Below are 26,811 nucleotides of genomic sequence, written 5' to 3' on the forward strand. Positions count from 1 at the left end.
TTCGCCATGCAGATTATTCGCGATATGGTTCGGCCTGTAACGCGAACATAGCAGCGTAGGCGCCGCCCGCTTTTAGCAGATTTTTGTGGGTGCCAGTCTCCTTAATCTGGCCCTTCTCAAGCAGGAGAATCATGTCTGCGGCTCGAAGGTTAGACAGCCGATGACTGATCAAGATCAGCGATCGGCCCGGCGCGAGCGGGCGTGCCATGAATGCCGCCTCTGCCTCCGCGTCCAGCGCAGCCGTTGGCTCATCGAGGATCAGGATATCTGCATCAGCATTGGCGTGGGCTCGGGCAATGGCCAGGCGCTGCCACTGCCCGCCGGAGAGGTCTACCCCTTCTGGAAAGCGTTTGGACAAGCGTGTATCGACACCGCTCTCCAGCTCAGCAACGAGCTCAGTAGCAAACCCCGCCTCAAGCGCCCTCTTCATCTCAGAGGTCGACATGGCGGACATTCCTGTCCCGGCTTCGACATTGTCGCGAACCGAGAATTTGAAATTGACGTGAGGTTGAAACATCACGCCAACCCGCGTTGCAATTGCCTCTGGCGCCCACTCAGTCAGGCTAAGTCCGTCCAGCCGAACCTCTCCCTTGTCAGGCTGGTAAAGACCGGCGGCGAGCTTGATGAGCGTCGTCTTGCCGGAACCGTTGACCCCGACCAGCCCGAGACGTGTGCCCGGCGGCAAATGAAAGCTGACACTATCGACCGCAGGCCTCTCTGCGCCCGGATACTGAAAGCTAACATCGATAAAGCGAAGCCCATCGCCGGGAACCGGACCGCAGGTGGATTGGCCACCCGGCCGCCCGTCTTCCAGATCCAGCAGGATGAAAAGCCGCGTGACATAGAGGACATCCTCAATGCTGCCCGTCACGGCCGACAGGAGCGAATTGACGCCGTTCTGGCCCTGCTTCAGGAGACCGATCAGCATCGTCATCTGGCCGAGGCTGAAACGTCCTGCGATCGTTACCCACACAATCCAGAGCTTGCCGCCGAGGAAAATCACCGACCCAAGAATGGCAAGCAAGGAAGCAATGACCGCCTGGCGCCCCTGCAGCTTTCGGTCGCCATCATGCATGTCATGGAAAAGCTGCGAAAACCGGCCCAGCAACGCCTCACCGAAACCGTAGTGCAACCGCTCGCGCGCGGCTGCTTCATTGGTCACCAGACTTTCCAGATAGTTGCGCTCTCGCATCTGCGGCGAGCGGGCTGTGTAAAAGCGGTAGGCGTCGCCGGAAAAGCGCAAATTGCCGATGAAGGCTGGAAGACCGCCCACCAGCATGAGGATGATGAGCCATGGTGCAGCCGCCGCAAGCAGAATGATGATCGACAGAAGCGTGACAGACGACTGCAGGACGTCGAAACCGCGCATGACCAGGCTGTAGGGCCGCGCCGCCGCGAACTGCTTTGCGTGGATAAGCATTTCTTGCACATGCGGCTCCTCTATCCGGGCGAGCGACAAGTGGCTGGCCTTGTCCAGGATCAGCCTTGCCACGGTATAGCCAAGCTCGGCGTGCAGCCGTGCCTTCAGGAAGACAAGTAAACGGCGCAGTACGAGAAGCACTGCCAGAATAGCGGCTTCCACAATAACCCAGCCCAGGGCGGCAGACCGATCAGCCTCAAGACCGCTATCGATTGCGGCCAGGACGGCATCAATCAACAGCTTTGAGACGTAAAGCGCGGCTGGCGGCAGCAGGGCGGCAAGAATTGTTAGCCCGGCAATTGAGGCGGCTAACGCCGGACGGGTCCGGGCGATAATCGCCAGCGTCCGGAAAGCCGCTGATGCCCTGTCCCGCCAGGGCGGAACCGGTTCATGCGTGCGCTCCGGTTCGATGTCTGGCATAGCCTGTCAGGCAACCTTTGCTTTCTGGGCGGCGGCCTCTTCGGCAAGCCGGCGCGACAGGACGGCGCCTTTGTGAGGAAAGACTTCTGCCGGCGCCGGGCGATCCAGGAAAGGCGCCAGTTTCTCGAACCCTTCGCCCGAACAGATATTGATCACGAGCAGATCACCCGGCCGGTCCTTGAAGTAGGCCATCACCTCCCGGACGTGCTGGGCATAGACCCAGGAAAACCGCTCAGGGCAGAAATTGTAGCAACCATAGACGGCCGCGCGGAGGAATTGGCGCATACGAAGATGCACTTCCTCGTCAGGATCGCCGACATCCTTGAATGCCGGACGATTATAATAATGACGCGAGACCGAGCCCAGCCAGCTTTCCTTGTCGCGCAGGGTAAGGATGAATTTCGACCCCGGATACTGCTTGTCGAGCTGCTGGTAGATCGGGATGGTCGTAATGTCGGTCAGACCATCGAAATAGCGCAGCAGCGTCAGGTCATACTGGGCATTGGCGATCTCGATATAGGTGTCCTCGTCGATCGGATAATGACTGCAATCAAAGCCCAGCATCTGAAGCCCCGCAGTCAGGCTTCGCGTGCCGGTGCGTGACAGGCCAAGCCCGAAGACTTTTGGCTTATCGGCCTTCTGACCATAGGCGATGCGATCGCAATTGGCCTGAAGCCAGTCATCAAGATCTTGTTGCGTGAAGGGCTCTTCGGCGCCATCGAGGCCGAGCTTTGCCAGTTCCGCCTCGGCATGTTGCGGGAGTGCGGCGATGAACTCATGCACCTCATCAGTCGTGGCCGTTTCCGGCACCTTGCGACGCGCAAAGTCGACGGCGTGGCGCGCAACTGTGAGATCGCAGAAGATCCCGTCCGTCGTCGTCCATTTCTTCATGGAGCGGGTCAGGCGCTGGCGCTGTTCCTTGGTGCGGCTGCGCAACTGGCGCAGGGCGTATTTCATGAAGATGTGATGATAGGACTGAAAATGGTCATGCAGGATGTCGAAGTTGCGAAACTGCTTGGCTGAGCCCATCGGCTTCATCGCAAGGTTTCGCAGACGCGATTCCGGGCGCAGCACGTATTTCAGATCATCTGCAGGTACTTCAACGGCCGCCATGGCGCGGACAAGGTCGATGCGGGTGATATGCACACCGCAGTGAAGCCGCCCCCGAAACCGGTCGGAAACATAGGCATCCACATAAGGCGCGTCGCAGCCGTCGATAAACGGGCGGATATTCTCAAGGATCAGGCAATCAGCATCGACGTAGACGACATAATCGCAATCATGGTCGATCCGGAGCATCTGCGCGACGCACTCGGTGAACGGGCGAACATTATCGATGATATGGACGGAATCTGGCTGGATGTTCTCGATCGCGAGCTCCAGCGCGACGTCTCGGGTGCGCTCGTCGATCTGCCGGAAAACCAAATCTACTTTCGCCATCGTCTATTCCCCCCACTGGAATGGCTTGTTGGCCTTTCCGGCCATCTGGGCGAACAAGGCCACATGTTCGCGCGTCATCTCGTCTTTCCAGCGCAGGTCGAGCTCGATCCCGCCTGAATGATTTTCATAATAGTCGCGTGTGCGCGGGCCGAGGCTGACGAATGCTGCGTCCGGGTCTTCAAACCGTGACCGTGCGGCAACGAACTGCGTGCCGCTGTTTCCACCAAGGACGTGGTGCTCGGCGGCGGTGAAATCAGCCATGGCGGGCTGGTAGTCGACTCCGATCAGTGCGCACAGCGTTTTAATCGTGGTTGCACTGTTCTCAGCCAGATCTTCATATCGCACGCGCATCTTCAGACCTTCGAAATCATCGAATAGCGCCTGGGCGCTCGCCATTTTGTCGACCCATGCCTGGATTTGTGCGCCAGGCTCGCGGTCCGGATACTTGCGGAGGCGTGAATTGACGACGGCTCGCCCGTCGCGGCTCAGGAATAGCAATATGGTTGTTCCGCCTACCCGCCGGACTTCATCGGCCCGCGCCCTGATCCAGGCTTCATCCTTGGTCGAGTCGATGATCACCTGTTTGCCGACACGGATAGCGACGGCCTCATAAAGCGGCGAGATGCCATCCCAGTCGAACCCGCCCCATACCGGACAGATTTCACCGCAGATCTTGCAGACCCGTTTGCGCAGCGGTTTGCTGCCATCCCCCAGGTAGCGGGCCTTGCCGCCCTCGCCCATGTAGAAGGTATCGGTATGACTACCGAGGATCATGCCAAGAAGAGTGGACCCGGAATGGCCGGCTCCACAAATCATGACGGCCGTCAGCCGCGATTGTTGCTGCATCCCCTAAGCCATCCCCGCAAAACCCATCCTGACTATCTCTTCGACATCAGTCGAGGCGAAACAAGCCTAAATGAAGCAAAACGAGCGTTCGAAATACAAACTCTGCCTATTTCTTAGCCTTCACACGGTGATCTGCCTGAGCGACAGCGGTGGCCGCGTCAGTAGCAAGAACGGCGCCGACGATGAGGGTTTTCATGACAAGTTTCATATGGGCTCTTCCGAGGTCTGGTTTGAAACAGCCGGTTATGAGCGCCGATCAGTCGACGGCAGCCAAAGGCCCTGAGGCACAGAGGACGCTTGATTGCCTGCTTCAGGATTATCGTTCGCGGCCAACCTTGCCGGCCATGTTCTTTGCCCCCTGTCACATCACCTGCCTAATCGGCACCAAGAACCCTTTGACTTCCCCAAGGTGAGGCAGAGACTTATCGATTGCGAATGATCCGGAAGGTAAAAATGAAACTGATCAGCGACGAAATTGCCGTAGACACAGGCAAGACCACACCCGCCTTCCCGGCGATTTACCCCGAGATCGAAACCGACTTCCAGCTATGGAATCCCAACTCCTGGAAGCGCGGGCACCCGTACGAACTATACGAGCGGATGCGCAGAGAGGCGCCGGTCATGTGGTCGAAAATGCGTAGCCCAGCTTCGGGGTTCTGGTCAGTCTCAAGATATGAAGACATCAAGACTGTTGAGCTTCAACCGGGTGTTTTCTCTTCCGCGCGCGGAGGCATCAATCTCGCCGTGCCTGAGCGCAAGCACTGGAAGCCTGAAATCATGATCCGTGCCTCGATGGATAATCTGATCAGCATGGACGAGCCCCAGCACATGCAGATGCGGATCCAGCAGAAGGATTTTTTCATTCCGGCTTACGTTGCCAAACTTCGAGAGAAGGTTCGGGCCAAAGTTGACAGCCTGTGTGATGAACTGGAGGAAAACGGCCCGGTCGTCGATTTCGTCAAACTCTTTTCAAACGAACTTCCGCTTTACACGCTTTGCGAAATGCTCGGCGTGGATGAAGCAGATCGGCCGAAAATCGTCTACTGGATGCATTATCTTGAAATGGCCAGTCAGTTTCTGTCCAATCCACTCCGAACCTTCCTCGGCGAACCGCTCTTCCCGTTCCGGTTCAAGAAAGTGGTGGAGGAAATGTTCGACTATGGCGCTCGCGTCATGGCTGACCGGCGCGCCAATCCGCGCGAAGACCTTCTCACGGTTATCGCTCATTCGAAGCTTGATGGTGAGGACCTGCCGCAGGAATACCTCGACGGCTCCTGGTTGCTCATCATTTTCGCCGGCAACGACACCACCCGCAACTCGCTCTCTGGGACGATCAAGCTGATGACCGAGTTTCCTGATCAGCGGGCGATGGTTCTGGATGATCCATCCATGATCCCGCAAATGTCCGAAGAAGCCCTTCGGATGGTCTCTCCGGTCAAACACATGCGGCGCACGGCTCTGGAAGAGACCGAGATCAACGGCCAGCGCGTTGCCAGGGATGAGAAAGTCGTCATGTGGTATGGTGCGGGCAATCGGGACCCCGAAGTTTTCCCGAAACCGGACGTCTTCGACATGACGCGGGACAATGTCGGCAAGCATATCGCTTTCGGCCATGGTGTTCACAAATGTCTCGGCTCACGCGTGGCGCAAATGCAGCTGCGCGTCGCATATGAGCAATTATTCGCGCGGTTCCCGAACATAGAGTTCACGGGCGATATAAAATACGGCCCAAACGCGCTCGTCCACGCCATCTCCCGGCTGGAGGTAAATTTGTATGGGCGCGGAAATGAGCGCCCGACGCAGGTCCAGGTCAAAACGGCGCTGTCCGCCTAATGCGAGCCCGTCTCCAGCATCTTTAAGCGGCCTCGCCCTATCCAGCCAGAAGCTGGTACCATTCCTGAAGATCAGCCTCACCTTGTGATTCGAAGGTCTGGCGGCGATTGACGTGGCGGTCGAGATTGAGTGCTTGTGAAACGGGACATGGATCGAAGTGATCAACCCACTTCCTCACGCTTCCGTATCAGATGTTGCTCCCCAGCTCATGGACGAATTTGACATTTTTGTAACGTCACCACAAATCTACGCCTTTAAGGAAGATGGAGAGCGCCTGAGACATGGGCCGCGCCATTTATGAGGGGTATTTAGTGCGAAGACGATTGGCGACTTTTGGAACGCTAACTGAAGCCCTTGATTATGCTGCACTTGGCAGCGGTGAACTGACCTTCAACACGCCCCATGGCGAAATAGAAAGTCTGCTTTCATACACCGCATTGCGGGAGCAGGCGCGGGACTTTGCCAAATCCTTAGCGGGCGAATATCCCCGGGGCGCACATATCGGCCTGGTTGCGGAGACCACTCCAGATTTCGTCATCGCTTTCATGGCATGCCAATATGCCGGTCTTGTACCAGCACCGGTTAGTCTGCCGCCTTCTTTTGGGGGGAAAGAAACGTATCAGGTGCGCTTCAAGCGTATGCGCGAGGCGGCTTCTCTGACGGCTACCCTAGCCCCGTCCCATCTTTTCTCAATTTATGATGCTTGCGTTGAAGACGACCAATCCATTCGGCCCATCAAGGCTTCCGGGTGGTCTGATCAGCCTGATGGGCCACTTAGGCCCTGGAGCGCTGATAGCCCATGCTACATCCAGTTTTCTTCCGGCAGCACCTCGGAGCCAAAAGGGATCTACGCGACCCAGGCCAGCGTTGTTGCGAACTGCCAGGCCATAACGCGCCATGGCTTACAGGTAAGCGATGGTGATCGGGCCGTATCCTGGCTGCCACTTTATCACGATATGGGCCTGGTCGGTTTCTTCATCGCCCCGCTGATGTCTCAGCTGTCGGTGGACTATCTCAAAACATCTGACTTTGCTCGCAGACCAATCTCCTGGCTGAAACTTATCAGCCAGCGCCGCGCCACACTCTCCTATAGCCCAAGCTTCGGCTTCGATCTCTGCGCTCGGCGTTATCGCGGGGAAGAGCTCGATCTTTCCAGCTGGCGCGCAGCCGGTATTGGCGGAGACATGGTGCAGGAAAAAATTCTTGAGACCTTTGCCGAGACCTTTTCGAACGTCGGCTTTGATGCCGCTTCATTTGTTGCAAGCTATGGTCTCGCCGAAGCCACGTTGGCGGTGTCTTTCGCGCCACTTGGCGAAGGATGCCGGCGCGACCGTGTGGACGCCGTCGCTCTTCGCTTTGATGACGAGATTCGCAGCGCATCGCCCAACCGTGAAGCCGAAAAGGTCCGTGACTTTGTGCTGTGCGGAAAGCCCATTCCGGGCCATGACGTCCGTATTCGATCCGCCAGCGGCGAAAGCCTGAAAGACCGCAAGATCGGCTCGATCGAAGTTCGCGGCCCCAGCATAGCTGCAGGCCTCTATCGGGCCGGCACTGGCGTCATTCCTCTCACAGATGAAGATGGCTGGCTCGATACCGGCGATCTTGGCTACTGGCTCGACGGGCAACTCGTTTTGACCGGCCGCTGGAAAGATCTCATCATCATCAATGGCCGCAATGTCTGGCCGCAGGATGTCGAATGGTCCGTCCAGGAATCTTCGGACGGCAAAATATCCCGCTGTGTCGTTTTCGACGCCTCACAACTTGTGATCGGCGACCGCATCGTTCTGTTGGCAGAATTTCGCGGCCGCGACGAAAATGATCGCGAAACGCTTCGCCGGGATATTGCAAGCGCTGCCCGCACCACAACCGGCGCGCCGGTAGAAGTCGTGCTGGTTCCGCCCCGGACCTTGCCCGTAACCAGCTCAGGGAAGCTCAGCCGGTCCGCCGCGCGGACGAAGTTCCTGGATCACGGGTTCGAAGTCGCGCCCGCCGAAACCTGATACGCGGCCTCATGCAGACAATCGCCATCACCGGCGCGACTGGATTCGCTGGTCGCGCTCTTGTCGAGAGGCTGGCCGGAGCGCCCCATCGTTACGGCCTGCGGTGCCTTGTACGCAGGAAGAAGGGTCGCGCACCAAGCAAAGCGGCGGGGATTGAATGGGTGCCGGGCGACGTGACCGACCGGAATGATCTCGAGGCCCTCGTGGCCGGAGCGGACACAGTGGTTCATCTGGCGGGACTGACACGCGCGCTCAACGCCGATGAGTTTCACACGACCAATACCCGCTCTACTGCAATGCTCGTATCTGCCGCCAGACGTGCAGGCGTGCGGACGTTTCTCCTCGTCTCATCGCTGGCTGCGAGCCGCCCCGATGTCTCACCATATGCCTGGTCCAAGGCGCTCGGCGAGACAGCTGCGCAGGCGCTTGCCGGGGACATGAAGCTCATCATTCTTCGCCCATCCGCAGTCCTCGGCCCGGCCGACAGCGCAACGCGAGATGTCATGCAACTTCTGAAACGAGGCTGGCTCCCCTGCCCAGGCGGTGCCCGCGGCACCGCGTTCTCGTGGATCGACGTCGACGACCTTGCGCGATTTACAATACAGTTGATTGAGTCGCCCCCCGATGGGCAGCGACTGGACGTCTCCCCCTATAGCGGCCGGTCAGCTAGCTGGGCAGATATCGCAGCTGCTGGCGAGGAGGCGGGCGGACGCACGGTGACGTGTATAGGGCTGTCCGCGCCGCTCATCAGATTTGCAGGCCTTTGTGCCAGTCTGGTGTCAAAAGTCACCCGCAAGCCCTTGATCCTGTCTAAAGGTAAGGCAAATGAGCTTCTTCAGGACGAATGGCTGAGCGATACGCCTGTGGATGTGCCCTCCCCATTGCACGAAACGCTCAGTCGCTGTTTCTTGCAAATGGGCGAAAACAGGCCGACATGAAGTCGATCGAAGGGCAATGACATATATGAGGGAGCCAGCGTGAACCACACTGGGGTCAAAGTCAGCACGAGGAAGGCAGACATCATTTCGCGTATCCGCGAAGCTATGGCGCCATTCCTGCCGTCCGACGCAATCATTACCGAGGACATGAAAATCGGATCCGATATCGAGATCGATTCGGTCGAAGTGTTCGACATGGTGATGGAGCTTGAGGAGTTCTACGACATCAGCCTGCCTATGGAGACCACATCGGAGATCCAGACAATCGGCGACCTTGCAGACGCCGTGGAGCAACAGCTTGATGTTTGATGAGATCAAAAATGCGCCCTCGATCTTCAGCAAGTTCGACGCCCTTTCCGCACGCCGGGAAGCGGTCATGTCAGCGGGCGAGCAGCCTTTTGGCCTTCGCTTTGACGAAGTCATCTCTGCCACCCATGCGCGCATCGGCGACAAGGAAATCCTGCTCGCCGGGTCAAACAACTATCTGGGCCTGACATATTCAGAGCCATGCCTGGATGCCGCGCATCGCGCCCTCGAAACACATGGCACAGCGACAACGGGCAGCCGGCTCGCCAATGGCACCTATGGCCTGCATGAGGCGCTCGAACGTGAGCTCGCGGACTATTTCGGTGCCGCCTCCGCACTTATCTTTACGACCGGGTATCAAGCCAATCTAGCAGCGATTAGCGCGCTGGCGGGCAAGGGCGATCATCTCCTGATCGATGCCGATAGCCATGCCTGCATCTATGATGCCTGCCGCCTGAGCGAAGCGACAACAATCCGTTTCCGGCACAACGACCCTGAAAATCTCGAGCGCCGACTGGCGAGATTGCCCGAGGATGGCGCGCGTCTGGTTGTCGTGGAAGGGCTTTATTCAATGCTGGGCGATGTCGCCCCGCTGGACGAATTCGTCGACGTCGCCCACCGCAATGGCGCCTATCTCTATGTCGACGAGGCCCATTCCGTCGGCTGTTACGGCGAAGAAGGCCGCGGCGTCGCCGCAGCGCAGGGCGTTCTGGACAAGATCGATTTCCTGTCCGGTACGTTCTCCAAGAGCTTCGCTTCGATTGGCGGATTTTGCGTCTCGCGCCATGACGCCTTTGAGGTCATCCGTCTGATGAGCCGGCCCTATCTCTTCACAGCGTCCGGGTCTCCGTCGAATGTCGCCGTGGCCCACGCGGCGCTGAATGAGATCAGAACGCGTGAAGAGCTGAGGACCAATCTCTGGGCTCGCGCGAACCAGCTACATGCGGGGCTCAAAGACCTTGGGTTCGAACCAGCTTCGGCGCCGGGCCCCGTGATCGCCCTGCCCCGGCCAGATCAGGAAACCGCAATCGCGCAATGGAATGAGCTGCTGCGTGACGGGATTTATGTGAACCTCGCCATTCCTCCAGCGACGCCGCAAGCCATGTCGCTATTGCGGCTCAGCGTATCTGCGGCACATTCCGAAGCCGATATTTCGCAGATCATTGAGGCTTTTGCCCGCCTCGAACGCGCCTAAAGCCAGCCCAGCTTAGCGCAGGGCCCGCGCACAAAAGAGCTTCCAGGCCAGAACAGGCGAATGCAGGACCGGATGACGTCGCTCATTCTCGGTAACCTTGATCCGCGCTGTCGAGTGGCCCTCGATCTTTTCGAGAATATAGTCGAGCCCAGCATCGAAGGTGAAAGCCGCCTTCAGGACCCGGATTGCCGCCATGACCTTGCCGACGACCCGCCGCGCGGCCCAGCGAAGCCGCGCTATCTGCCTGCCGAACCAGCTGGTCTGCGCGATCGCAGCTTTCCGTGTCTCCTGTCCAACGCCGAAAATAGCGTCTGTCATTGCGGCATAGCGCCTGTCAAAACAGGCGACCAGCTCGCGCGAACGCGCCAGCGGTGCTTCGGGGCGGAGTTCTGTGCGATAGCTCTCACAAAATCCGCGTGCCCAGATATCATCAATCTCGGTATACGAGCGTAGAAGAGGTAATGTTTCCCGGGCAAGGTGAAAGCAGGCGCTCGCCAGTGTATCGAGCAGTCTTTCGTAGCGCGCATCGGTGTCGGCCCGGATAAGGACGGGCTGAGCAAAACGTCCCCAGAGCATCGACTCGAATGCGCCGCCAGATGTCCGCCGGAGGAAGGCCCGCTCGCTCATCACGGCATACTTGCATCGCAGCAACTCGCCGGTCTCCGTACGTATTTCCAGGTAATGGACGCTTGGCGGGACCAGAATGCTCGCAAGCTGCTTGAGGCCGCGCCCATGGACATCGCGGTAGGCGTCCACCAGCACATAAAAATCGAGCATTTTGGTGGGCAAATCCCCCTCACGGCGTGAGGACCCATAGTAGAGGAACGCCCTGACACAGCCGCCATGTCTGGCCTGAATGGCGTCAGCCATTTGTGCCGCGGCTGGCGGCAGGACTTCCTGCTCTTGCCTTATCAGCCATTTCAGCGCGGGCCGGACTTCAGTCTCGTTCATCGTAACCACTGGATTTCTTCAGTCGTCTTTACACGGACAGACGCGGGCCGGTCCAGCGCAAGGAGCTCCCCGTCCAACATGAGGGGGCTGTCGACGGTAAAATTAAGCGACGAGGAGGCAAAGCTGCGATAGCCGCGCCCCTGCAGCGCTGGAAGACCCCAGCCGGACGCGACCCGCAGAAGTGCCCGGCGCAAACCCGCCAGCGGCCATGGGGCATAAGTCACATTCAACCCGCCTTTTCCATCATCGCCCCAGAATGGCGACAGGCCCAGCGAAAGCCGGTCGAGCGTCGAGGCGAGCAGGAAACCATGCTCGCCGTCTGGTAGCTCCGCATGCCTTTCGCCCGCCGAAAGGCGGGATGGCCGCAGCAGCGGCTGCCCATCCTCTGCCAGAAAATGGTAGGGCCGTGCAGCAAGCCTTACGAGGGACGACGCAATCGCTAACGGGCCGCGCTGACCTTCGCCGAACATATGCTGCTGAACGTGGTCCATAGCCAGCGCCAGCGCGCCGGTGGAGAGCAGAAATCCCACCTGTGGACGAGGCAATCCGCCGCCTTCGACAATCAGGGCTGTCTGCCGGGTCAGGCTCTGTTGTTGGTCGTCTGGCCCCGGGGCCGCAGCAGCAAGGCGCGCCAAGTCGTCCAAGCTGGTTTTGCGGAGGCCGAGCCGCTCATGCGCGAGATTGGTGCTGCCGCCGGGCAGGATACCAAATTTGAGCCGGGAGAGGCAATCAGGGTCGAAAGCGTAACAGGCGGTAAGGACCGCCAGCACCGTCCCATCGCCGCCCTCAATGAGGAAGGTGTCTCGCCCCTTGCGTAAGACGTTTCCAATTGCCTCATCAAATGCCGGTGCAGCTTCGAACTGGACAAGCGGCAGGGATGGGTCGCGGCGCGCCAGCACTTCCAGCCTTGAGCCCTTGCGGGAAACGAGATGGCTGCGCTGGTTGACGACAAGGGCGGCACCGCCCTTCACGTGGCTTCCTCAGTGCGCAATGTCAGCCATAGACCCACAAAGATCAGCGTACCGAGCGGCACCAGCTGCCCCACCCATCCACTAAAGGCACCGCTTTCAGCCAGCGTCGTGAAGATGCCGTCTGCGACCAGGTAGACGAAACCTATAGCGAGCGCGATCATTGCGGAGATTTCTCCGGTTTCGCGGCGTCCTGCGCGCTGCATCAGCGGCACGGCCAGAAGAAGCAGGGCAAGCGCAACGATGGGCATGCTGAACCGGTCTATCAGCCAGACGAGATAAGCACTGGAAGGCCGGCTGCCAGAGCCGCGAAGATCATAGAGCTGCAAGAGGTCCGGGATCGACAGGAAGCGAGGATAGGTCTGCAGCTTGAACAAGCTGTCGGGCGTCTGCCGCGTCGTCCACAGCCGGGGAGCCACGGTCTCTCCATCCAGGGAGTGCAGCACTTCGGTATCTGCAAGTGCCCAGGCGCCCGCTTCGTAGGTGGCGTTCGCTGCTTTACTGACCGACTCGACATAGCCTTCGGGCGACAGGACAAAGAAGGTGAGGTCCTCAACGTTATTCTCGCTAATGTTCCCGATGCGCACGAGCTGGTCGGCTTCCGACACCCAAACCGCCCGCTCATCACCCGCCTGCTCCATGAGGGCGGCCGGGCCCAACCAGTCGGTCAGGCTGCGCGCGGCGGGTGGATTGACCAGCGTCACGATCAGGGCGCTTAGCGCACCGACAACGAACAGGCAGGGACCAAGGGCCCGCAGCTGCCCGAAGACAGACATGCCGGTCCCAAACAAGGCGACAATTTCATTGCGCCGGATGAGCGAGAGATAAGTCACCAGCACGGACAGGAAGATGATGATGGCAAAAGTGCTATCGAAGATGAGCGGCAGGCGCAGCACAACAAAGCGCAGCCGGTCGACAAGGCCTGCATCGGTTGGCAGAAGCTCGCTGTTGCCGAGCGAATCGAGCAGGCTCACCAGCGTGAGCACCGCAAAGGCGACGCCCGCAAGTCTGCCTAGATAGAGCCTTGAGAGATACAGGCTGACTTGGTTCATGCGTCCTGACCTGAAGCTGTGAAGGCAAGGTCGTCATTGCGGGCGCTGGGCGCCCGGTCGGGCTTGAGGATGGACTCCCCGGCAACCCGAGAGAATGCATACCCCCCGGCGCAGAGCGTGACGACAAGAACTGGCCAGGAGCCCGCCCACGCCGGTATCGCGCCGGTGCTGGCGGTCTGCAGTCCATATTCCAGCGCCTTCTGAACAATGAGCAGCGCAATGACGCCGAGCACGATACCGCCCGCACGCGGCCGCCGTCCAAGATTGACGCCGGGCGGGAAGGCGAGGACTGGCAGAATGAGGATAAGAAAGGCGCGGCTTAGCTGGTCATGCAGCAATGCGCTGGCAGCTGTCTGCTCAACGCGCGGAAAAGCCGAGACGTCGCCCAGCTCCAATACTGTAAGCTCTCGCTCGTCATTGCCCCGGGCGCGAAAACTTGCCGTCTCGGGTTCGATAGGCCATCGAATGCGATCAAATGAGACGCTGGGGGACTCCGTGCCATCGCGCCGGTCAGGCGGCAGCAACGTGGCGCCGCGCCCGTTTTCCAGAATAAGCCCCACCGTGCCTTGCTCGGATTCCAGCAACGCACCAGACGGCGCGGAGATATAGCGTTCGCGGCCATCAGGCGGAGTTTCCAGTATGAAGGTGCTACCGAGCTTGCCGCCACCAAACTCCCTATGCTCGGTCCATACGGTGTAATCGTCGATCTGGACGAAGCGCCCTTCCTGGAAAGCGGCCTCAAAGGACTGGGTCTGGATGCCGTGGACGGTCTGACGGTAACTGTAGCGCCCGAGTGGCTGCAGGAAGCCCGAGATGATCAGGCTGGCAATTGCCGCAATGCCCGCAAGAATGAAGAAGGGCCGCGAAAGATGTTTCAGAGACAGACCTGCAGACAGCATCGTTACCAGCTCGCCGGACCGGCTCAGCCGGTCGATTGAGATGATCATCGCCAGGAACAGCGCTGCGGGAATCGCTAGCTGGAGATAGTGCGGGATAAGATTGACGATGATGCTGACGGCGACCAGTGCGCCGTTTTCCGTGTCAGCGACAACCTCGACGATGCGGATCAGCCGTTCGATCAGCAGAATGGACAGCACAAGCCCGCACAGGCTCGCAAACAGCCTCACGCATTCGGTGAACAAGTATTTGTGAATCAGGCCGCTGATACCGACGCCCCCACTGGGAATTTGTTTGCTACTACTGTGTCAAAGACCGTCGCTACAGGTTTGAACGCAGACTCAACTGCAACCCTGCCTGTAGCATTTACCGGGGACATACTAGACTCGCGACAGATTTGTGAAACAAGAGGTCGCAATGATAGTGTCATTTCTCGCGATATCGACCCTCGCCATCGTGCAGCTCCCAGCGATTGGGTCGCCAGCGCCAAGCCTCGACATTCGTCCCTATGAGAGCAGCGCCGAGTGCGGTGCGTCCGATATGCAGATCGAGGTCGAGGTCACCGGCGTTAAGCCCGTCGGCATTCTCACAGTTGAACTCTATGAGCCGAGCAAGCGCCACTTCCTGCGCAAGGAATCCCGCCTTCACCGCATTCGCGTCGCTGCGGGCAATGTGCGCCAGACCGTCTGTTTCGATATTCCAGAGCCTGGCACCTATGCGATCGCGGCCTATCACGACAAGGATGCGGACCGCGACCTGGACCAGAAATGGAACCGGATGCCGGCAGAGCCTTTCGCGCTCTCCAACAACAAGGAACTCTCTTTCGGCTTTCCCGATTTCGAGGACGCCGCCTTTGATGTCGGCGTTGAAGGCAGACGCGTGACGCTGGACCTCCGCGAATGAATGCTTTGAGCTCGGCAGGACTAGTTCACCCTGACGCTTCATCGAATATCAGGATCGAGCCGGTCACCGGTGCACGCGGGCGCCAGGCATTTGTGGATCTGCCTTATGACGCCTATCGCGGCATGGAGAACTGGCGGGCGCCGCTTCGCTTCGAGAGAAAGGCGCAGCTTGATCCCAAGTCCAATCCGGGCCTCGACCTACTGGACCATCAGCTATTCGTAGCCTGGCGCGGCGAGACGCCTGTTGGCCGGATCGCCGCGCTGGTGAACCGTGCCCATCTGGAGCGCCACGATCCCGAATGCGGGCATTTCGGCTTCCTGGACACTCTGGAGCCGGACACAGATCTGGTTAAAGCACTGATAGAAACTGCGGCAGACTGGCTGAGAATGCGCGGCATGAAAGACATGGCCGGCCCGTTCAATTTCAGTGTCAATGAAGAGTGCGGCTTGCTTGTGGAAGGGTTCGATACCCCGCCAATGATCATGATGGGTCATGGACGGCCGGACTATGCCGACGCTTTGGAGGCTCTCGGCTTCCGAAAGGCGAAGGACATGCATGCCTATATCTGCCGCCTTGGCGAGGTCTATGATCGCTTCCCGCTGACGGAGCGTATGGTTCGTTTTGCCGAGCGCGACGAAGGCATTTCCATCCGTCCGATTTCACATTCGCGGTTCAAGGAAGAGGTCGCGCTGGTCCTCGAGATCTTCAACGACGCCTGGTCGGACAATTGGGGCTTTGTCCCTTTCGGTGACGAACAGATCAGACACATGGCCGGTGAGCTTCGACCGCTCCTGCGCGAGGACAGTGTGTGGATTGCGTCTGTCGACAATACCCCCATGGCTTTCACACTGATCGTCCCGAATATCAACGAGGTGGTGGATGGCCTCGACGGGCGGCTGCTACCTTTCGGCTGGGTCCAGCTTTTGCATCGGCTGAAGCTCAAAGGACCGGCGTCGGCACGCATTCCGCTGGCAGGGGTCCGAAAGAGCTATCACAAGACAAGGCGCGGGCTTGCTGCCTTTGCCGCCGCTTCTGACGCAGCCATCGCCGCCCAGCACGCGCGCGGCGTGCGGGACATCGAACTCTCCTGGGTGCTGGAGGATAATGAGGATCTCATCGGTCTGACGCGTCTTCAGAACTGTGAGCGCTACAAGACCTACCGCATCTATGAACGGCGCCTGGAGGGGCTGTGAGCGCTTCCGGGGGCGATATGGTGGCCCTCGTTCTTGCCGGAGAACGAGAAGGCCCAAGCCCGCTACGCGAGGCCGAGAGCGTCCCCAGCAAGGCTGAAATTGATATCCATGGCATTGCCATGCTGGACCGCGTGCTTGATGCACTGTCGGCGAGCCAGGTCGTCGGACCCTGCTATATAGCAGGCGCCCACACCATCACACGCGAGCGCCTTGCAGGCTCAGCCAAGTATGGCGAGATCGCCCACCTACCCGCTCGCGAAGGCCCGGCCGCCACTGTTCTGTCCTGTCTGGAAGAGATCGACCGCTACCCTGTCCTCATAACGACATGCGACCACCCGCTGCTGACGCCCCAGATGATCGACACCTTTGCGGAGACTTCGCTATCGTCAGGCGCCGACCTGACTGTAGGCCTCGCTGCCAAAGGCGTTCTCGAAGCGGCCTATCCGCGCGCCTCGCGCACATATTATCCGATTGGTGGGCGGAAGGTGTCCGGCTGTAATCTTTTTCTGGCGAGGTCACCGGCTGCCCTCCAAGCGGTTCGGTTCTGGCGCCAGGCGGAAGCGGACAGGAAGCACCCCGTTCGTATAGCAAGACGCTTTGGCCTTCCCAGCATGCTTAGAGTATTACGGCCGGGCATGAGCTTTGAAGGCGTTTTCCGTATACTCTCGCAGCGACTGGACTGTACGGTCGGTCCGGTCATGATGCCGTTTGCCGAAGCGGCGATCGACGTCGACAAACCGGACGACCTTTCGCTTGTCCGCGAGATCATCCGCGCAAGGGGCTGAGGATGAAGGACGCGCAGACGAGAGCAGACCTGCGAATGGCACGGTCCGGCAGCCTGTCGGGGCGTATCGCACGCAATACGGGCATGCTGTTTGGCGGCAAACTGACAGCGGCGCTCCTCGGCCTGCTGGTTCTTATCATTCTCGGGAAGGTGCTTGAGCCTGCCCAGTTTGGCGGCCTGATCCTGCTGCACGCCTACGCCGCCTCCTTCGCAGGACTGGCGAGCTTCAATTCCTGGCAGATGGTCGTGAATTACGGCGTTGCTCCATTCGGCCGGGACGACTGGCCAGCCGTGCAACGCCTTATGCGCTTTGCAATATCGCTCGATTGCCTTGGCGCCTCGCTGGCGGCCGCCCTTGCGGTGATATTGATGCCTGTTGCCTACAAGGCGATCGGCATGCCCGATGGCTATCTCCTGCCCGCCATGGCTTATTGCGCCCTCATCTTCTTCAGGCAGACATCCGCCTCCACGGGGTTTCTGCGCCTGTCTGACCGTTTCGACCTGCTCAGCGCGCAGGCCCTGGTGATGCCTGCGGTCCGGCTCATCGGCGTCATCATATGCGCCCTGATCGGCACGGATCTTGTTGGCTATATTATTGTCTGGTTCGCCGCGTCGTTCCTGTCTTATGTGTCGCTTCCGGCTCTGGCGCTGAAACAGCTTTCACGCAGCGGACTGATCGGCGGCCTGTTCAGAGGCGGGCGCTGGATGCAGCCAAGCGAGCCCGGAATGTGGCGCTTCGCCCTCCTGTCCAATCTCGACTCCACCGTCAAGACGGCGGCCGAGCACCTGCCAACCCTACTGGCGGGCGCGCTGTTCGGACCGGGCGCGGCCGCCATATACCGCGTATCGCGTCAGATTGCTGACCTCTTCGCGCGCGGTGTCAGCCAGTTCGACAAGGTTATTCACCCGGAAATCGCGCGGCTTCTGAATGATGGCGAACCGGGGCGTGTGACACGGCTGGTCCTGCGCTCCAGCCTCATCCTCTTATGCGTCGGTCTCTCTATCGTCGCCTTGCTTGCGCTGTCACAGGCCAACATTCTGGCAGGCCTGCTGAATGCCGACTATGGCGGCTCGCCGTGGCTCATCGTGCTGCTTCTGGCAAGCGCGAGCCTCATGGCGGCGGCCATGCCATTTCACCCAATTCTCTATGCCAGCAAGCGGCCCGGCCTCGCGCTTACGGCCCGGATCTGCGGGATCGCTCTGTTTCTGGCGCTCGTGCCAGCGCTTTCCGGCCCCCTTGGCATAGACGCACTTGGCTGGGCCGCGATTGGCGGCGAACTCGTGGCGCTCGCCATGGTCATGGCATTGGCGCTGAGATGCCTTCAGCGTGCTGGCCAGACCGATTTGAGCGCATCGCACACAGCCAACACCGCAGACTCGCCGCTAATGCCTGAAGCAAGATCGGGGGGGCCGGGCCAACCCGCATCCGGGAAGGTCTCACCTGAAAACGCCCGCGGTTCGGAATAACGCGGCAGCACATGGAAATGGACGTGCGGGTCGACCATCATCAGCATGAGGTAGTTGACCTTCTCGGGGGACACGAGGCTTTTGAGCGCGTGCTCAATGTCGCTGGTGACCGCCTGAAGTTCAGTAAAGGCTGCTGCGGGCAGGTCAGGAAAGTGTTCGTGGTCGCTATTGGAGATAAGAACCATAGCGCCGAGCGTGACCTGTTTGGGGCGCGCGAGAACGCACCAGTGCTCATAGTCAGCGATGAGCGTATCTGGCCCACCAAACTTTGAAAATGTTGCGTTTCTGTCATTTTGCATGCCTGCCTCCTTTCGGCCCGCCGGATTGCCCGGTAAGGCCTCTTCAAATCAGCAAGAAGCATACGTGAAATCTGCATGAGTGAAACCACGCCAAGAGTGGCCCTGATCGGCGACGTACCCGCAAAGCTGTGGGGCCTCAACCTGCGCGAATGGCAGCGCCGGGCCTGGCAGAAAATTGGCGCCGCCGGCTTGAGCCGCGATGGCCGCTTGCTGGTGGGGACCGACTGGGTCTTTTCCCCTGCCCTGCAATCGGGCCTGCTTGCCAATGAAGGGGCCGCGCTGATCGTGCGTGACGATACGGGCGATGAGCGCGTCGCCGCGATCCATCTGCCTCAGGAGGCAAAGTTAGACCGCGCCGCGGCAAGTGCGCTCATCAGCAAGCAAGCCGATATGGACGCCCTCAACACGCTCGGCCTGGAACCCGTTTCGATAGAAGACCTCGCTTCGAACTATAACAAGGCGCTACGCAAGACTGAGGCGCCCTATGCCCTCTCCATTTTCACGACCGCGCCGGGGGTCATCGAAAAGCGCCAGTTCGAGGGCTCCTATAAGGGTGTGACAGACATCGTCACGAAATATGCCTGGCCCTGGCCTGCCTTTCACGTCACGCGCTGGGCGGCCGCAGTCGGCATGAAGCCGAACACAGTGACCACGCTCAGCCTGGTGCTGGTCTGTGTCGCGTTCCAGCTCTTCTGGGCCGGCGCGTGGATCCCGGGGATCATGGCAGGCTGGGCGATGACCTTTCTCGACACGGTCGATGGCAAACTCGCCCGCACGACGATGACCTATTCGAAGTGGGGCAATGTCTATGATCACGGCATTGACCTCATCCACCCGCCCTTCTGGTACTGGGCCATCTATGTCGGACTGATGCGCGATAGCACAGCCTATCCCTCCGTCTGGCTGACAGGCGCGCTCGCGATCATCCTCCTGATCTATGTCCTAAACAGGCTGGAAGAGCTCGCTTTCATGCGGCGCTTTGGTTTCCATATTCATGTCTGGCGTCCCGTCGATTCCTTCATGCGGACGATCACGGCAAGGCGAAACCCAAACCTGCTCATCTTCATGCTGGCTGTGGTGGTAGGCTTTCCAGAGACCGGTTTCCTGCTCGTCGCGACATGGACCCTCGTCTGCTTTGTCTTTCACGGGGTGCGGCTTGGGCAGGCCTTCGCCGCCTCGAAGCCAGTCACGTCCTGGATGGACAGGTAGCGCGTGGCCGGGACGGCGATCTTCGATCTGGACCGAACTTTGACACGCCAGCCGACATGGCTGCGTTTCGTCTGGCGGTTCAACCGGCGCAGACCGCTCTTCTGGTTTCAGATCCCATGGCTTGCCGGCTGCGCGATTGCGCACAAGGCCGGCCTGATAGATCGAACCGCGATCAAGAACCATTTCCTTGCAACCCTTGGCTGGGCCAGCCGGGAGCAGGTTGAACGCGCTGGCCGGGACTTCGCGGTTCGCGAAATAGAGACTGGCCTGCGACCCGGCGCGCGAGACCTTATCGTGCGCCATCGCGGCGTGGGTGATCGCATCTATCTCGCCACCGCCGCCAGCGACTTTATTGCAGACCCCATCGCAGACCTGCTGGGGGTGGACGGCGTATTCTGCACGCAGACCGTCTGGAAGACGAGCGCCGCTACAAATCATATGATCGATGGCCGCAACTGCTATGGCGCGGAAAAGCTTCGCTGCATCCAGGCGGCGCTGGCGCGCGGGGACGTGAAGCGGCCACTTACAATTTATAGCGACCACGTCTCCGATCTGCAGTTGCTCATCTTGGCCAACCAAGGCGTGGCGGCTAACCCGTCGAAAGCACTACGAGACCTGGCCCGACAGAACGGCCTTTCTATTACCGATCTCGATCTGATCCAGGCAAACCTGCCGGGCGCGCAGGCGACCATCTTAGAGGATAACACTTGAAAGCCATTATATTGAGCGCCGGACGCGGCTCACGACTGCTGCCGCTGACCGAGACCAAGCCCAAATGCCTGCTCGAAGTCTCAGGCAAGAGCGTGCTGCGTCACCAGCTTTCGGCGTTGGATAAAGCTGGGCTCGACCATGCAACAGTCGTGACCGGGTTCCTTCCAGATCTCGTGGAAGAAGATATCGGGAAGTGGGACGGTCGCATGTCAGTATCGACACTTTTCAATCCATTTTTTCAGGTGGCCGACAATCTTGCGAGCTGCTGGATGGCCCGCGAAACGATGGAGGGCGGCTTCCTACTCCTCAATGGCGACACACTGGTCAGCCAGCCAATTGTCGACCGTGTGGTGGCCGCCGACGACTGGTCAGTCTCGGTCACAGTCGACCGGAAGGAAGATTACGACGCGGACGACATGAAGGTTACGCTGGACGGCGAACGCCTGATGGCAATCGGCAAACGGCTGCCGCCAGAACAGACCAATGCCGAGTCGATCGGGTTTCTCAAATTCGACGCGGACGGCGCGGCGCTCTTCCGCCACACGGTAGAAGAGATGCTGCGTACGCAGGAAGGTATTTCCGCCTGGTTCCTGAAAGCGATAGATGCGCTGGCGAAATCTGGCGAGACGATTGGCACCTGCTCAATTGAGGGAATGAGCTGGTCGGAACTCGATACCCTTGAAGACTGGAACAGAATTAAGAAGATTTCCGCCGATCTGATTGAATAAAATCACCCATAAACTTCGCAGATACCTTCTTCCAGCAATGTCCTTGCTTCGGCTCGCGCCAGGCTGATCGATGGACAAGCCCCAAGCGGCAAGTAGCTCCTGTTTGTCGTCGAAGCGATAGGCCATGCGCCAAAGCCTGGATCCCTTGGTCGCAACCAATGAATAACCCGCCACCATAGGCTTTTCGGTATGATTAAGCTTGCGGTGCCAGCGCGCGGCTTCGTGTCTGTTAGCGGCGTTTTGTTGGTACCGCCCTCATGAATGGCTCCCGAAAAACGGCAACTACCAACACAAATACCAACATCTAAGCAGAACACCAACACACTACGCCGGACCCGATCGGACGAAAGAACTCCGGTCAGCTTTTAAAAACGCCTACTTTAGAGGGGCTTATGGAGTTTATTGGATTGTTTGGGATAATGAGATGGTGCCAGGAGAGGCATCAAAGAAGCCTTATATTCCCTTGATATATTTGATTATTTTTCAAGTGATTATTCGCAATACCCGCAAATATACCCGCAATCACATGCGTTCACTTACCCCGTGAAGTCGCTTGCGACAGGGCTGGCGAATACATTCCGCGCCGACGAAGTCGTTAAAACTGCATCCCGTACGCTAGCTTCCGTCATATCGAGCACTTTGAAATTGCCGCTTGGCATTTTAGCGATCGAATCGATCCTGCGATACATGCCCGCGTGTTTTTCGGCATATCTGGCAAGCCCCTGAAGCTTGGGCAAAGCATCACTCAAATATGTGCCGTGCGGATCTACGATATCAGCAACCAATGATCCGTCAGCAATCTCGGAGAAACAAATGAAGTCCGGCCGGACAATCTTGGCGACGCCGTCAATCTCGTAAGAAATGCCTAGCGACTGCTGATTCGTTACCGGCGGATTGCGATACCAAGCCACAAATCCTGTCCGGTTCATCTCTGTCGTAAGAACCGAAACTTCATCCGCGTTCAAATCGCCCGGAAACAGTCCGTCGGAATCGCACATAAGATGATTTTCATACTTCGGCAGATCAACCGTTTGACCGTCCGGATTTTTTGCCTTCGTTTGTTGTTGCCAGACTTTCGGGCGCACCAGGTCGATATCCATCGGATCGGTGCTCATCGCCCGAATGTCCCTGTACGCGTCTTGCCGGTCATCCTTCAGGCTCTTGATTGCGACCCGGTATTGCGTGAGCCACTGTTCGGCCAGTTCATCGGCGGCTGCGTCGAGTTTGGCCTTGATATCCGGGACAAGGCCCAATGCGGCAACATGAGTGTGCGCTTCGATCAAGGCTTCTTCATCGTCTTCAGCGTCTTCATTTTTCGCCGCGAGATGTTCGCTGTAGGTCTTGGCTAGATCAGGAGAGATTGCGCGGCTGGCTCGCCTGTAGGCGTCATCGATTACAGCAAAGTCAGCATCTTCGACAAAGTCGTTAAAGCTGCGCTGTTGCGTATACACATCGGCTACCAGCGTTGCCCCCTCCACTTGCAACACAGAATCGCGAGCTTCTTGGATTTGCGCACTGTACGTCACAGCGAGGCCATCCAGAACGCTGTGCATGCGGCGGTGTGCTTCTTTGCCTGCATCCGGCAGAAGACCATCAACTGCCAACCGATGCGCAAGTATCGTTAGTCGCTTGACCGGCTTGGCTTGTCGCTTGGGCGGCGATTGAGACGGCAGCGATTCCAGTTTCTGCCAGACTGCTTCCGAGATATTCGGATTGGGTAGCATGTCGACGGGATTAATCAGGACTCTGCGACCTGTTCCATCGCCGCCCAATTCACCGCCATGAATGAGAAGGTCAACTACGCGCTCGACCGTCTTGCGGTTGAAATGCGGAAGAAGGCAATCGACTGAGTTGAGCAATTCGTTGCCAGGTATGCGGCGCGCCAGCGGCGTCCTGACCATCCGTCCCAGCAATTGGGTGATATGCGTGTCATCAGACGCCGCACGAAACGATACCATGACTTCCGCACGTGGACAGTCCCAGCCCGTACTAATCGCATCCTTGGCGATCAGAATGCGCACCCAATCTGCCTCCTGCACCCGTTCCGGCGCAATGTAAGGCGCTGCATATGGCCCGAAACCCTCATTCTTGTGTTCACCAAACACGTTCGCAATGCTGGAGGGATCAAGCTCCGGCCACTCATGAAAGATTGTCTGCAGCCAGAGCCCGATTTCATCATGGTCGGGGCTGTTGGGCACTTGCAGCACCATCAACGGCTTAATCGCTTTGTGTGCATCCTGCAGCTTGGCGTAATTAGTCCAAGCTTTCGAAATCTCGCGCAGCTTGGCCGTGCCCCGCCGCAGCAAGACCGTCGAGAAATCGCCCGACTCTTCCGGCACATCGAGATTGATCGTGTCCTTGAGAAGACCGGAATCCTGCACCTTCTTTGAATCCACCACTACGTTGGGCAAGGTCGAAAGGCCCGGTATATCCCGGATCGCATTATCAAAGCGCTCCACGGTCGCGGAAATGCCCCACACAACCGGAATACCGGGCACGCGGCCCTGTCCGCCGATCAGCCGCGTCACGATCGTCTGACGGCCTGTCGCTGTTCCCCGCATACCACGATGCGCCTCATCCAGAACAAGATAGAGCGTCAGCTCCGGGTCTTCGATCGTATTCTGGATTGTGTCCCAGATCGTATGAGACCGTGCATCGGGCAGCAGTCGCCGCCCATCATCTGTTACAATAGCGTTTTCATCGTCATCATGGCCGCGCACAAGCAGGCTGTTTCTCGACAGCTTCTGCGTGTTCAGGAAATACACCTTGCCAGGTTCGAATCGCTCACGCCCGAAACTGCTTTCCACCGTCACAAGATCAGAAACGGTCAGCTTGTCGGAAGCCTCCATCAGCCTGTATTTAGACTGTTCATTCAGGGACGGGTCATCGCTAAACCAGATCACTACGGCGCCCCGGTCAGGCTCGAACTCGAAATCGGCGCTGCCGTGGAAAAGCGCCTCGATAACCGCCGCCGCCATGACCGTCTTGCCAGCGCCAGTTGTCGCCGTCAGCGAGAATGCCTGCTTATCCTGGTCTTCATGCCAGCGCTTGCGCGCCTTGCGCAAATTGACCAGCACATCAGCGACCGCTTCTTCCTGATAGTCTTTCAGTGTGAACTTCATGGCCTAGCGCCCCATCGAGAAGCGGAAATTTGTGAGGTAGGATTCATAGAGACGCACAGGCTCGACGCCGTCGGGCAGGTCCTGGGCGACAGACTGGAAGCGGCGCTCGTCATCTGTGACGATATAGGCGATGCGGATCGCGCTCTTGTTACCGATCGTCGCGCAATAAGCATCCGCCTGATCGAGATCTGTCAGCAAGCCATACGTATCGGCAACGTCCCATCCATTTTCGGGCAGCGTTTCGATCCGCCGGCCTTCGCTGCCTGCCTTCATCCAGAGAAGCGGCGCAATGCGGGCGAAAGCCTTGTTATGGCCGACGGAGATCGGAGCTTCATAGGTCAGCGTGAAAAACTCGGCATTCTCTTCAAACCCATCCGCCATAGGAAATTCGTCGGTGAACTTGTAGTCACCCTTGATCGGATTGCCGTCCGGCGTCTTGCCGGTGATCGCCGCCGCGATACGCGGCTTGGTGATATGATCGCAAATACCCCATGTCTCCCAATTCGTGTCGCCCGGACGTAAGCCAGCTTCGCACAGTGCCTTCTGCTCGTCGGCAGCGACCTCATTATTGGTAACAGAAATGCACTGCCGCCTTCCGCCATCCTGCTTGTTCAGGCGCATTATCGCGTGGGCCGTGGTGCCAGATCCGGCAAAAAAATCTAAGACCATAGCTCTCGGCCTCTCAGCGAGAAAATATCTAAGAGCGTCTTCAACCGCGTAAATAGATTTAGGGAAAGGAAACCGACGACCTGGGAGCATGGCCGCCAAAAAGTCGGACCCTCCTGTGCGTGCATTGTGAGAAGCCCGGGTCCAATTTGTGGTCGGTAATTGCGCTTTTCCCTTTGTATAATGAGCCCGCACTGACCCATCTTTCATTCGCTTCGTTATTTCGGCACGTCCGTTCTCAATGTCCGAAATTCCTCCGCCATACATACCGGCAATTGAGAATGCTTGAGGCTTATCAGGAGCGAAAGCCCCAACCCTCAAATACCCTTTCTGCGCTCGCCGCCAAGCAACTTCTGGCCTCGTAGACCACATCATTTCCGTGCCATCGTCGCGGACGGGAAAAACGGCGACCAGTCCTTCCGGGGCGGTTATTGAATGACGGTCGACGTCAAGCGGCAACGGTTCACCTACCCGGACAATTTTTTTGGCCGACGGATCTACGAAGATCGCATAAAACTGATTAGGTCGGGAATCTCGAGTATTGGCTGGATTATGCCGGCGGAAAGTATCCCACCTAACTTCTTTGGGCTTCTCTTCCAGAAACACATCAGCAGCAATAGGAGCGCGGCCAATCCTAACAAAGTAGATATACTCGTCGACACGATTAAACGAATCCGGGCGGCTTGTGCCGTTCGGGTTGATTACGCTGGATATCATTTGGATGCGTGCGCCGGGAAAAGTCTGCTCCAACAGCAAACCAAGCCGCAGATATTCCTTTTCATCAATCGTGACGATCAAGACCGACGATTCCGCATTCAGTAGTTCCCGCGCGACTAGGATCCGCCTCTCCATGAAGGCGAGCCATTTCGAATGTCGATAGAGATCATCGTCCTCGACATAATCGTTGTTGTATTTCCAGTCCTTCGCGCCGGTATTGTATGGCGGGTCGATATAGATCGCATCAATCTTGCCGCGATGCGTATAAGTCAGCGCTTCCAGCGCATGAAAATTCTCGCCATTGATCACCGTGTGAAAAGGCTTGTCGCCGCCGCGCTCGACCTTGCCAGTGCTGACCAGTCCCGGATAAATGTAGTCGCGAAACTCTGCCACCACGCACAGATCGGCAGCATCTACCGTGCACAGATTCTCATCGTCGCCATCTAATACCTGCAAATGAGCTAGGCGTTTGCTGGCGGACCGCTCTATTCGAATAACCTTCCAAAGGCGCGAATCGCCTTTCGACGTATCGGCGCGTACCGGCAACACTCTCACCTTGTCTCCCCGCCGAACAGGGCGGCCCGGCAATTCTACACTCTCGGGGCGGTGCCGTTCGAAATTCAAGCCAAAAGACCGGCGCGAAGCGAGCATTTTGAACTCGCGTTCCAGCTCACGTCCTAGCGCTTCATCCTTTGCCTTGGTCTGTGCTATTAGATCGGTCAGGCGTGACATTGTCGAACGCCCAT

21 protein-coding genes are annotated in these 26,811 nt (G+C 58.5%); 11 read left to right on the forward strand and 10 right to left on the reverse strand.

The features are described from left to right. Positions 1-13 precede the first annotated feature (13 nt). The 3 genes from F550_RS0106780 to F550_RS0106790 are packed head-to-tail and all read right to left on the reverse strand — an operon-like array spanning position 14 to position 4,126. On the reverse strand, positions 14-1,840 hold the full coding sequence (locus F550_RS0106780; protein WP_018147782.1) for an ABC transporter ATP-binding protein: 1,827 nt from the start codon (positions 1,838-1,840) through the stop codon (positions 14-16). Positions 1,841-1,846: 6 nt separating this feature from the next. Continuing rightward, the gene (locus F550_RS0106785) at positions 1,847-3,280 is read right to left on the reverse strand and encodes a sulfotransferase family protein (RefSeq protein WP_018147783.1); all 1,434 of its coding nucleotides are present in this window, start codon (positions 3,278-3,280) and stop codon (positions 1,847-1,849) included. A 3-nt stretch (positions 3,281-3,283) separates the two neighbouring features. Then, positions 3,284-4,126, reverse strand: coding sequence for a sulfotransferase family protein (locus F550_RS0106790; RefSeq protein ID WP_040500465.1), 843 nt, complete (start codon positions 4,124-4,126; stop codon positions 3,284-3,286). A gap of 453 nt (positions 4,127-4,579) precedes the next feature. On the opposite strand from F550_RS0106790, the gene F550_RS0106800 reads away from it, so the two are divergent. The 5 genes from F550_RS0106800 to spt all read left to right on the forward strand — a co-directional run bounded on the left by F550_RS0106800 (position 4,580) and on the right by spt (position 10,398). Further along, entirely contained in the window at positions 4,580-5,959 is a 1,380-nt protein-coding gene (locus tag F550_RS0106800) for a cytochrome P450 (RefSeq protein WP_040500858.1), read from the forward strand. Positions 5,960-6,240: 281 nt separating this feature from the next. Further along, positions 6,241-7,959 carry a fatty acyl-AMP ligase gene (locus F550_RS0106805; RefSeq protein WP_156807854.1) on the forward strand — a complete coding sequence of 573 codons (1,719 nt, stop codon included), beginning with the start codon at positions 6,241-6,243 and terminating at the stop codon, positions 7,957-7,959. Between the two features lie 11 nt (positions 7,960-7,970). Continuing rightward, positions 7,971-8,897: an NAD-dependent epimerase/dehydratase family protein gene (locus F550_RS18470; protein ID WP_018147788.1), complete on the forward strand. Its 927-nt coding sequence runs from the start codon at positions 7,971-7,973 to the stop codon at positions 8,895-8,897. A gap of 39 nt (positions 8,898-8,936) precedes the next feature. After that, on the forward strand, positions 8,937-9,206 hold the full coding sequence (locus F550_RS0106815; protein WP_156807855.1) for an acyl carrier protein: 270 nt from the start codon (positions 8,937-8,939) through the stop codon (positions 9,204-9,206). After that, entirely contained in the window at positions 9,199-10,398 is a 1,200-nt protein-coding gene (spt, locus tag F550_RS0106820; protein WP_018147790.1) for a serine palmitoyltransferase, read from the forward strand. Before F550_RS0106815 ends, spt begins: the two co-directional genes overlap by 8 nt. A gap of 12 nt (positions 10,399-10,410) precedes the next feature. On the opposite strand, the gene F550_RS0106825 is transcribed toward spt, so the two are convergent. From F550_RS0106825 to F550_RS0106840, 4 genes are read right to left on the reverse strand one after another with little or no spacing between them, the layout of a single operon-like run. After that, on the reverse strand, positions 10,411-11,349 hold the full coding sequence (locus tag F550_RS0106825) for a hypothetical protein (RefSeq protein WP_018147791.1): 939 nt from the start codon (positions 11,347-11,349) through the stop codon (positions 10,411-10,413). Next, positions 11,346-12,320, reverse strand: a complete 975-nt coding sequence (locus F550_RS0106830; RefSeq protein ID WP_018147792.1) for a diacylglycerol/lipid kinase family protein — start codon at positions 12,318-12,320, stop codon at positions 11,346-11,348. The genes F550_RS0106825 and F550_RS0106830 overlap by 4 nt, the downstream gene beginning before the upstream one ends. Continuing rightward, positions 12,317-13,369, reverse strand: a complete 1,053-nt coding sequence (locus F550_RS0106835; RefSeq protein ID WP_018147793.1) for an LptF/LptG family permease — start codon at positions 13,367-13,369, stop codon at positions 12,317-12,319. The genes F550_RS0106830 and F550_RS0106835 overlap by 4 nt, the downstream gene beginning before the upstream one ends. Beyond that, complete coding sequence (locus tag F550_RS0106840) at positions 13,366-14,511, reverse strand: LptF/LptG family permease (RefSeq protein WP_018147794.1); 1,146 nt, start codon at positions 14,509-14,511, stop codon at positions 13,366-13,368. The genes F550_RS0106835 and F550_RS0106840 overlap by 4 nt, the downstream gene beginning before the upstream one ends. Before the next feature lie 172 nt (positions 14,512-14,683). Here F550_RS0106840 and F550_RS0106845 point away from each other — a divergent pair, with 172 nt between their 5' ends. Genes F550_RS0106845 through F550_RS0106855 form a run of 3 tightly spaced genes read left to right on the forward strand, consistent with a single transcriptional unit; the run spans position 14,684 to position 17,147 of the window. Further along, the gene (locus F550_RS0106845) at positions 14,684-15,169 is read left to right on the forward strand and encodes a DUF2141 domain-containing protein (protein WP_018147795.1); all 486 of its coding nucleotides are present in this window, start codon (positions 14,684-14,686) and stop codon (positions 15,167-15,169) included. Next, on the forward strand, positions 15,166-16,362 hold the full coding sequence (locus F550_RS0106850) for a hypothetical protein (RefSeq protein ID WP_018147796.1): 1,197 nt from the start codon (positions 15,166-15,168) through the stop codon (positions 16,360-16,362). The genes F550_RS0106845 and F550_RS0106850 overlap by 4 nt, the downstream gene beginning before the upstream one ends. Next, positions 16,359-17,147 (forward strand): nucleotidyltransferase family protein, encoded by a 789-nt coding sequence (locus tag F550_RS0106855; RefSeq protein ID WP_156807856.1) that lies wholly within the window; start codon positions 16,359-16,361, stop codon positions 17,145-17,147. The genes F550_RS0106850 and F550_RS0106855 overlap by 4 nt, the downstream gene beginning before the upstream one ends. Before the next feature lie 1,321 nt (positions 17,148-18,468). Here the strand turns inward: F550_RS0106855 and F550_RS19560 are convergent. Further along, positions 18,469-18,912, reverse strand: coding sequence for an HIT family protein (locus F550_RS19560; protein WP_083910933.1), 444 nt, complete (start codon positions 18,910-18,912; stop codon positions 18,469-18,471). Positions 18,913-18,987: 75 nt separating this feature from the next. On the opposite strand from F550_RS19560, the gene F550_RS0106870 reads away from it, so the two are divergent. From F550_RS0106870 to F550_RS0106880, 3 genes are read left to right on the forward strand one after another with little or no spacing between them, the layout of a single operon-like run. After that, positions 18,988-20,121 carry a CDP-alcohol phosphatidyltransferase family protein gene (locus tag F550_RS0106870; protein WP_018147800.1) on the forward strand — a complete coding sequence of 378 codons (1,134 nt, stop codon included), beginning with the start codon at positions 18,988-18,990 and terminating at the stop codon, positions 20,119-20,121. Between the two features lie 3 nt (positions 20,122-20,124). Next, positions 20,125-20,832, forward strand: a complete 708-nt coding sequence (locus F550_RS18475) for an HAD family hydrolase (protein WP_018147801.1) — start codon at positions 20,125-20,127, stop codon at positions 20,830-20,832. Next, entirely contained in the window at positions 20,829-21,560 is a 732-nt protein-coding gene (locus F550_RS0106880) for a phosphocholine cytidylyltransferase family protein (RefSeq protein WP_026180622.1), read from the forward strand. The genes F550_RS18475 and F550_RS0106880 overlap by 4 nt, the downstream gene beginning before the upstream one ends. 536 nt (positions 21,561-22,096) lie before the next feature. Here the strand turns inward: F550_RS0106880 and F550_RS0106885 are convergent. Both F550_RS0106885 and F550_RS0106890 read right to left on the reverse strand, forming a co-directional pair. Continuing rightward, on the reverse strand, positions 22,097-24,682 hold the full coding sequence (locus tag F550_RS0106885) for a DEAD/DEAH box helicase (protein WP_018147803.1): 2,586 nt from the start codon (positions 24,680-24,682) through the stop codon (positions 22,097-22,099). Between the two features lie 3 nt (positions 24,683-24,685). Continuing rightward, the gene (locus tag F550_RS0106890) at positions 24,686-26,797 is read right to left on the reverse strand and encodes a site-specific DNA-methyltransferase (protein ID WP_040500867.1); all 2,112 of its coding nucleotides are present in this window, start codon (positions 26,795-26,797) and stop codon (positions 24,686-24,688) included. Between the last annotated feature and the right edge of the window lie 14 nt (positions 26,798-26,811).

The sequence above is a fragment of the Henriciella marina DSM 19595 genome (assembly GCF_000376805.1).
Lineage (GTDB): Bacteria > Pseudomonadota > Alphaproteobacteria > Caulobacterales > Hyphomonadaceae > Henriciella > Henriciella marina.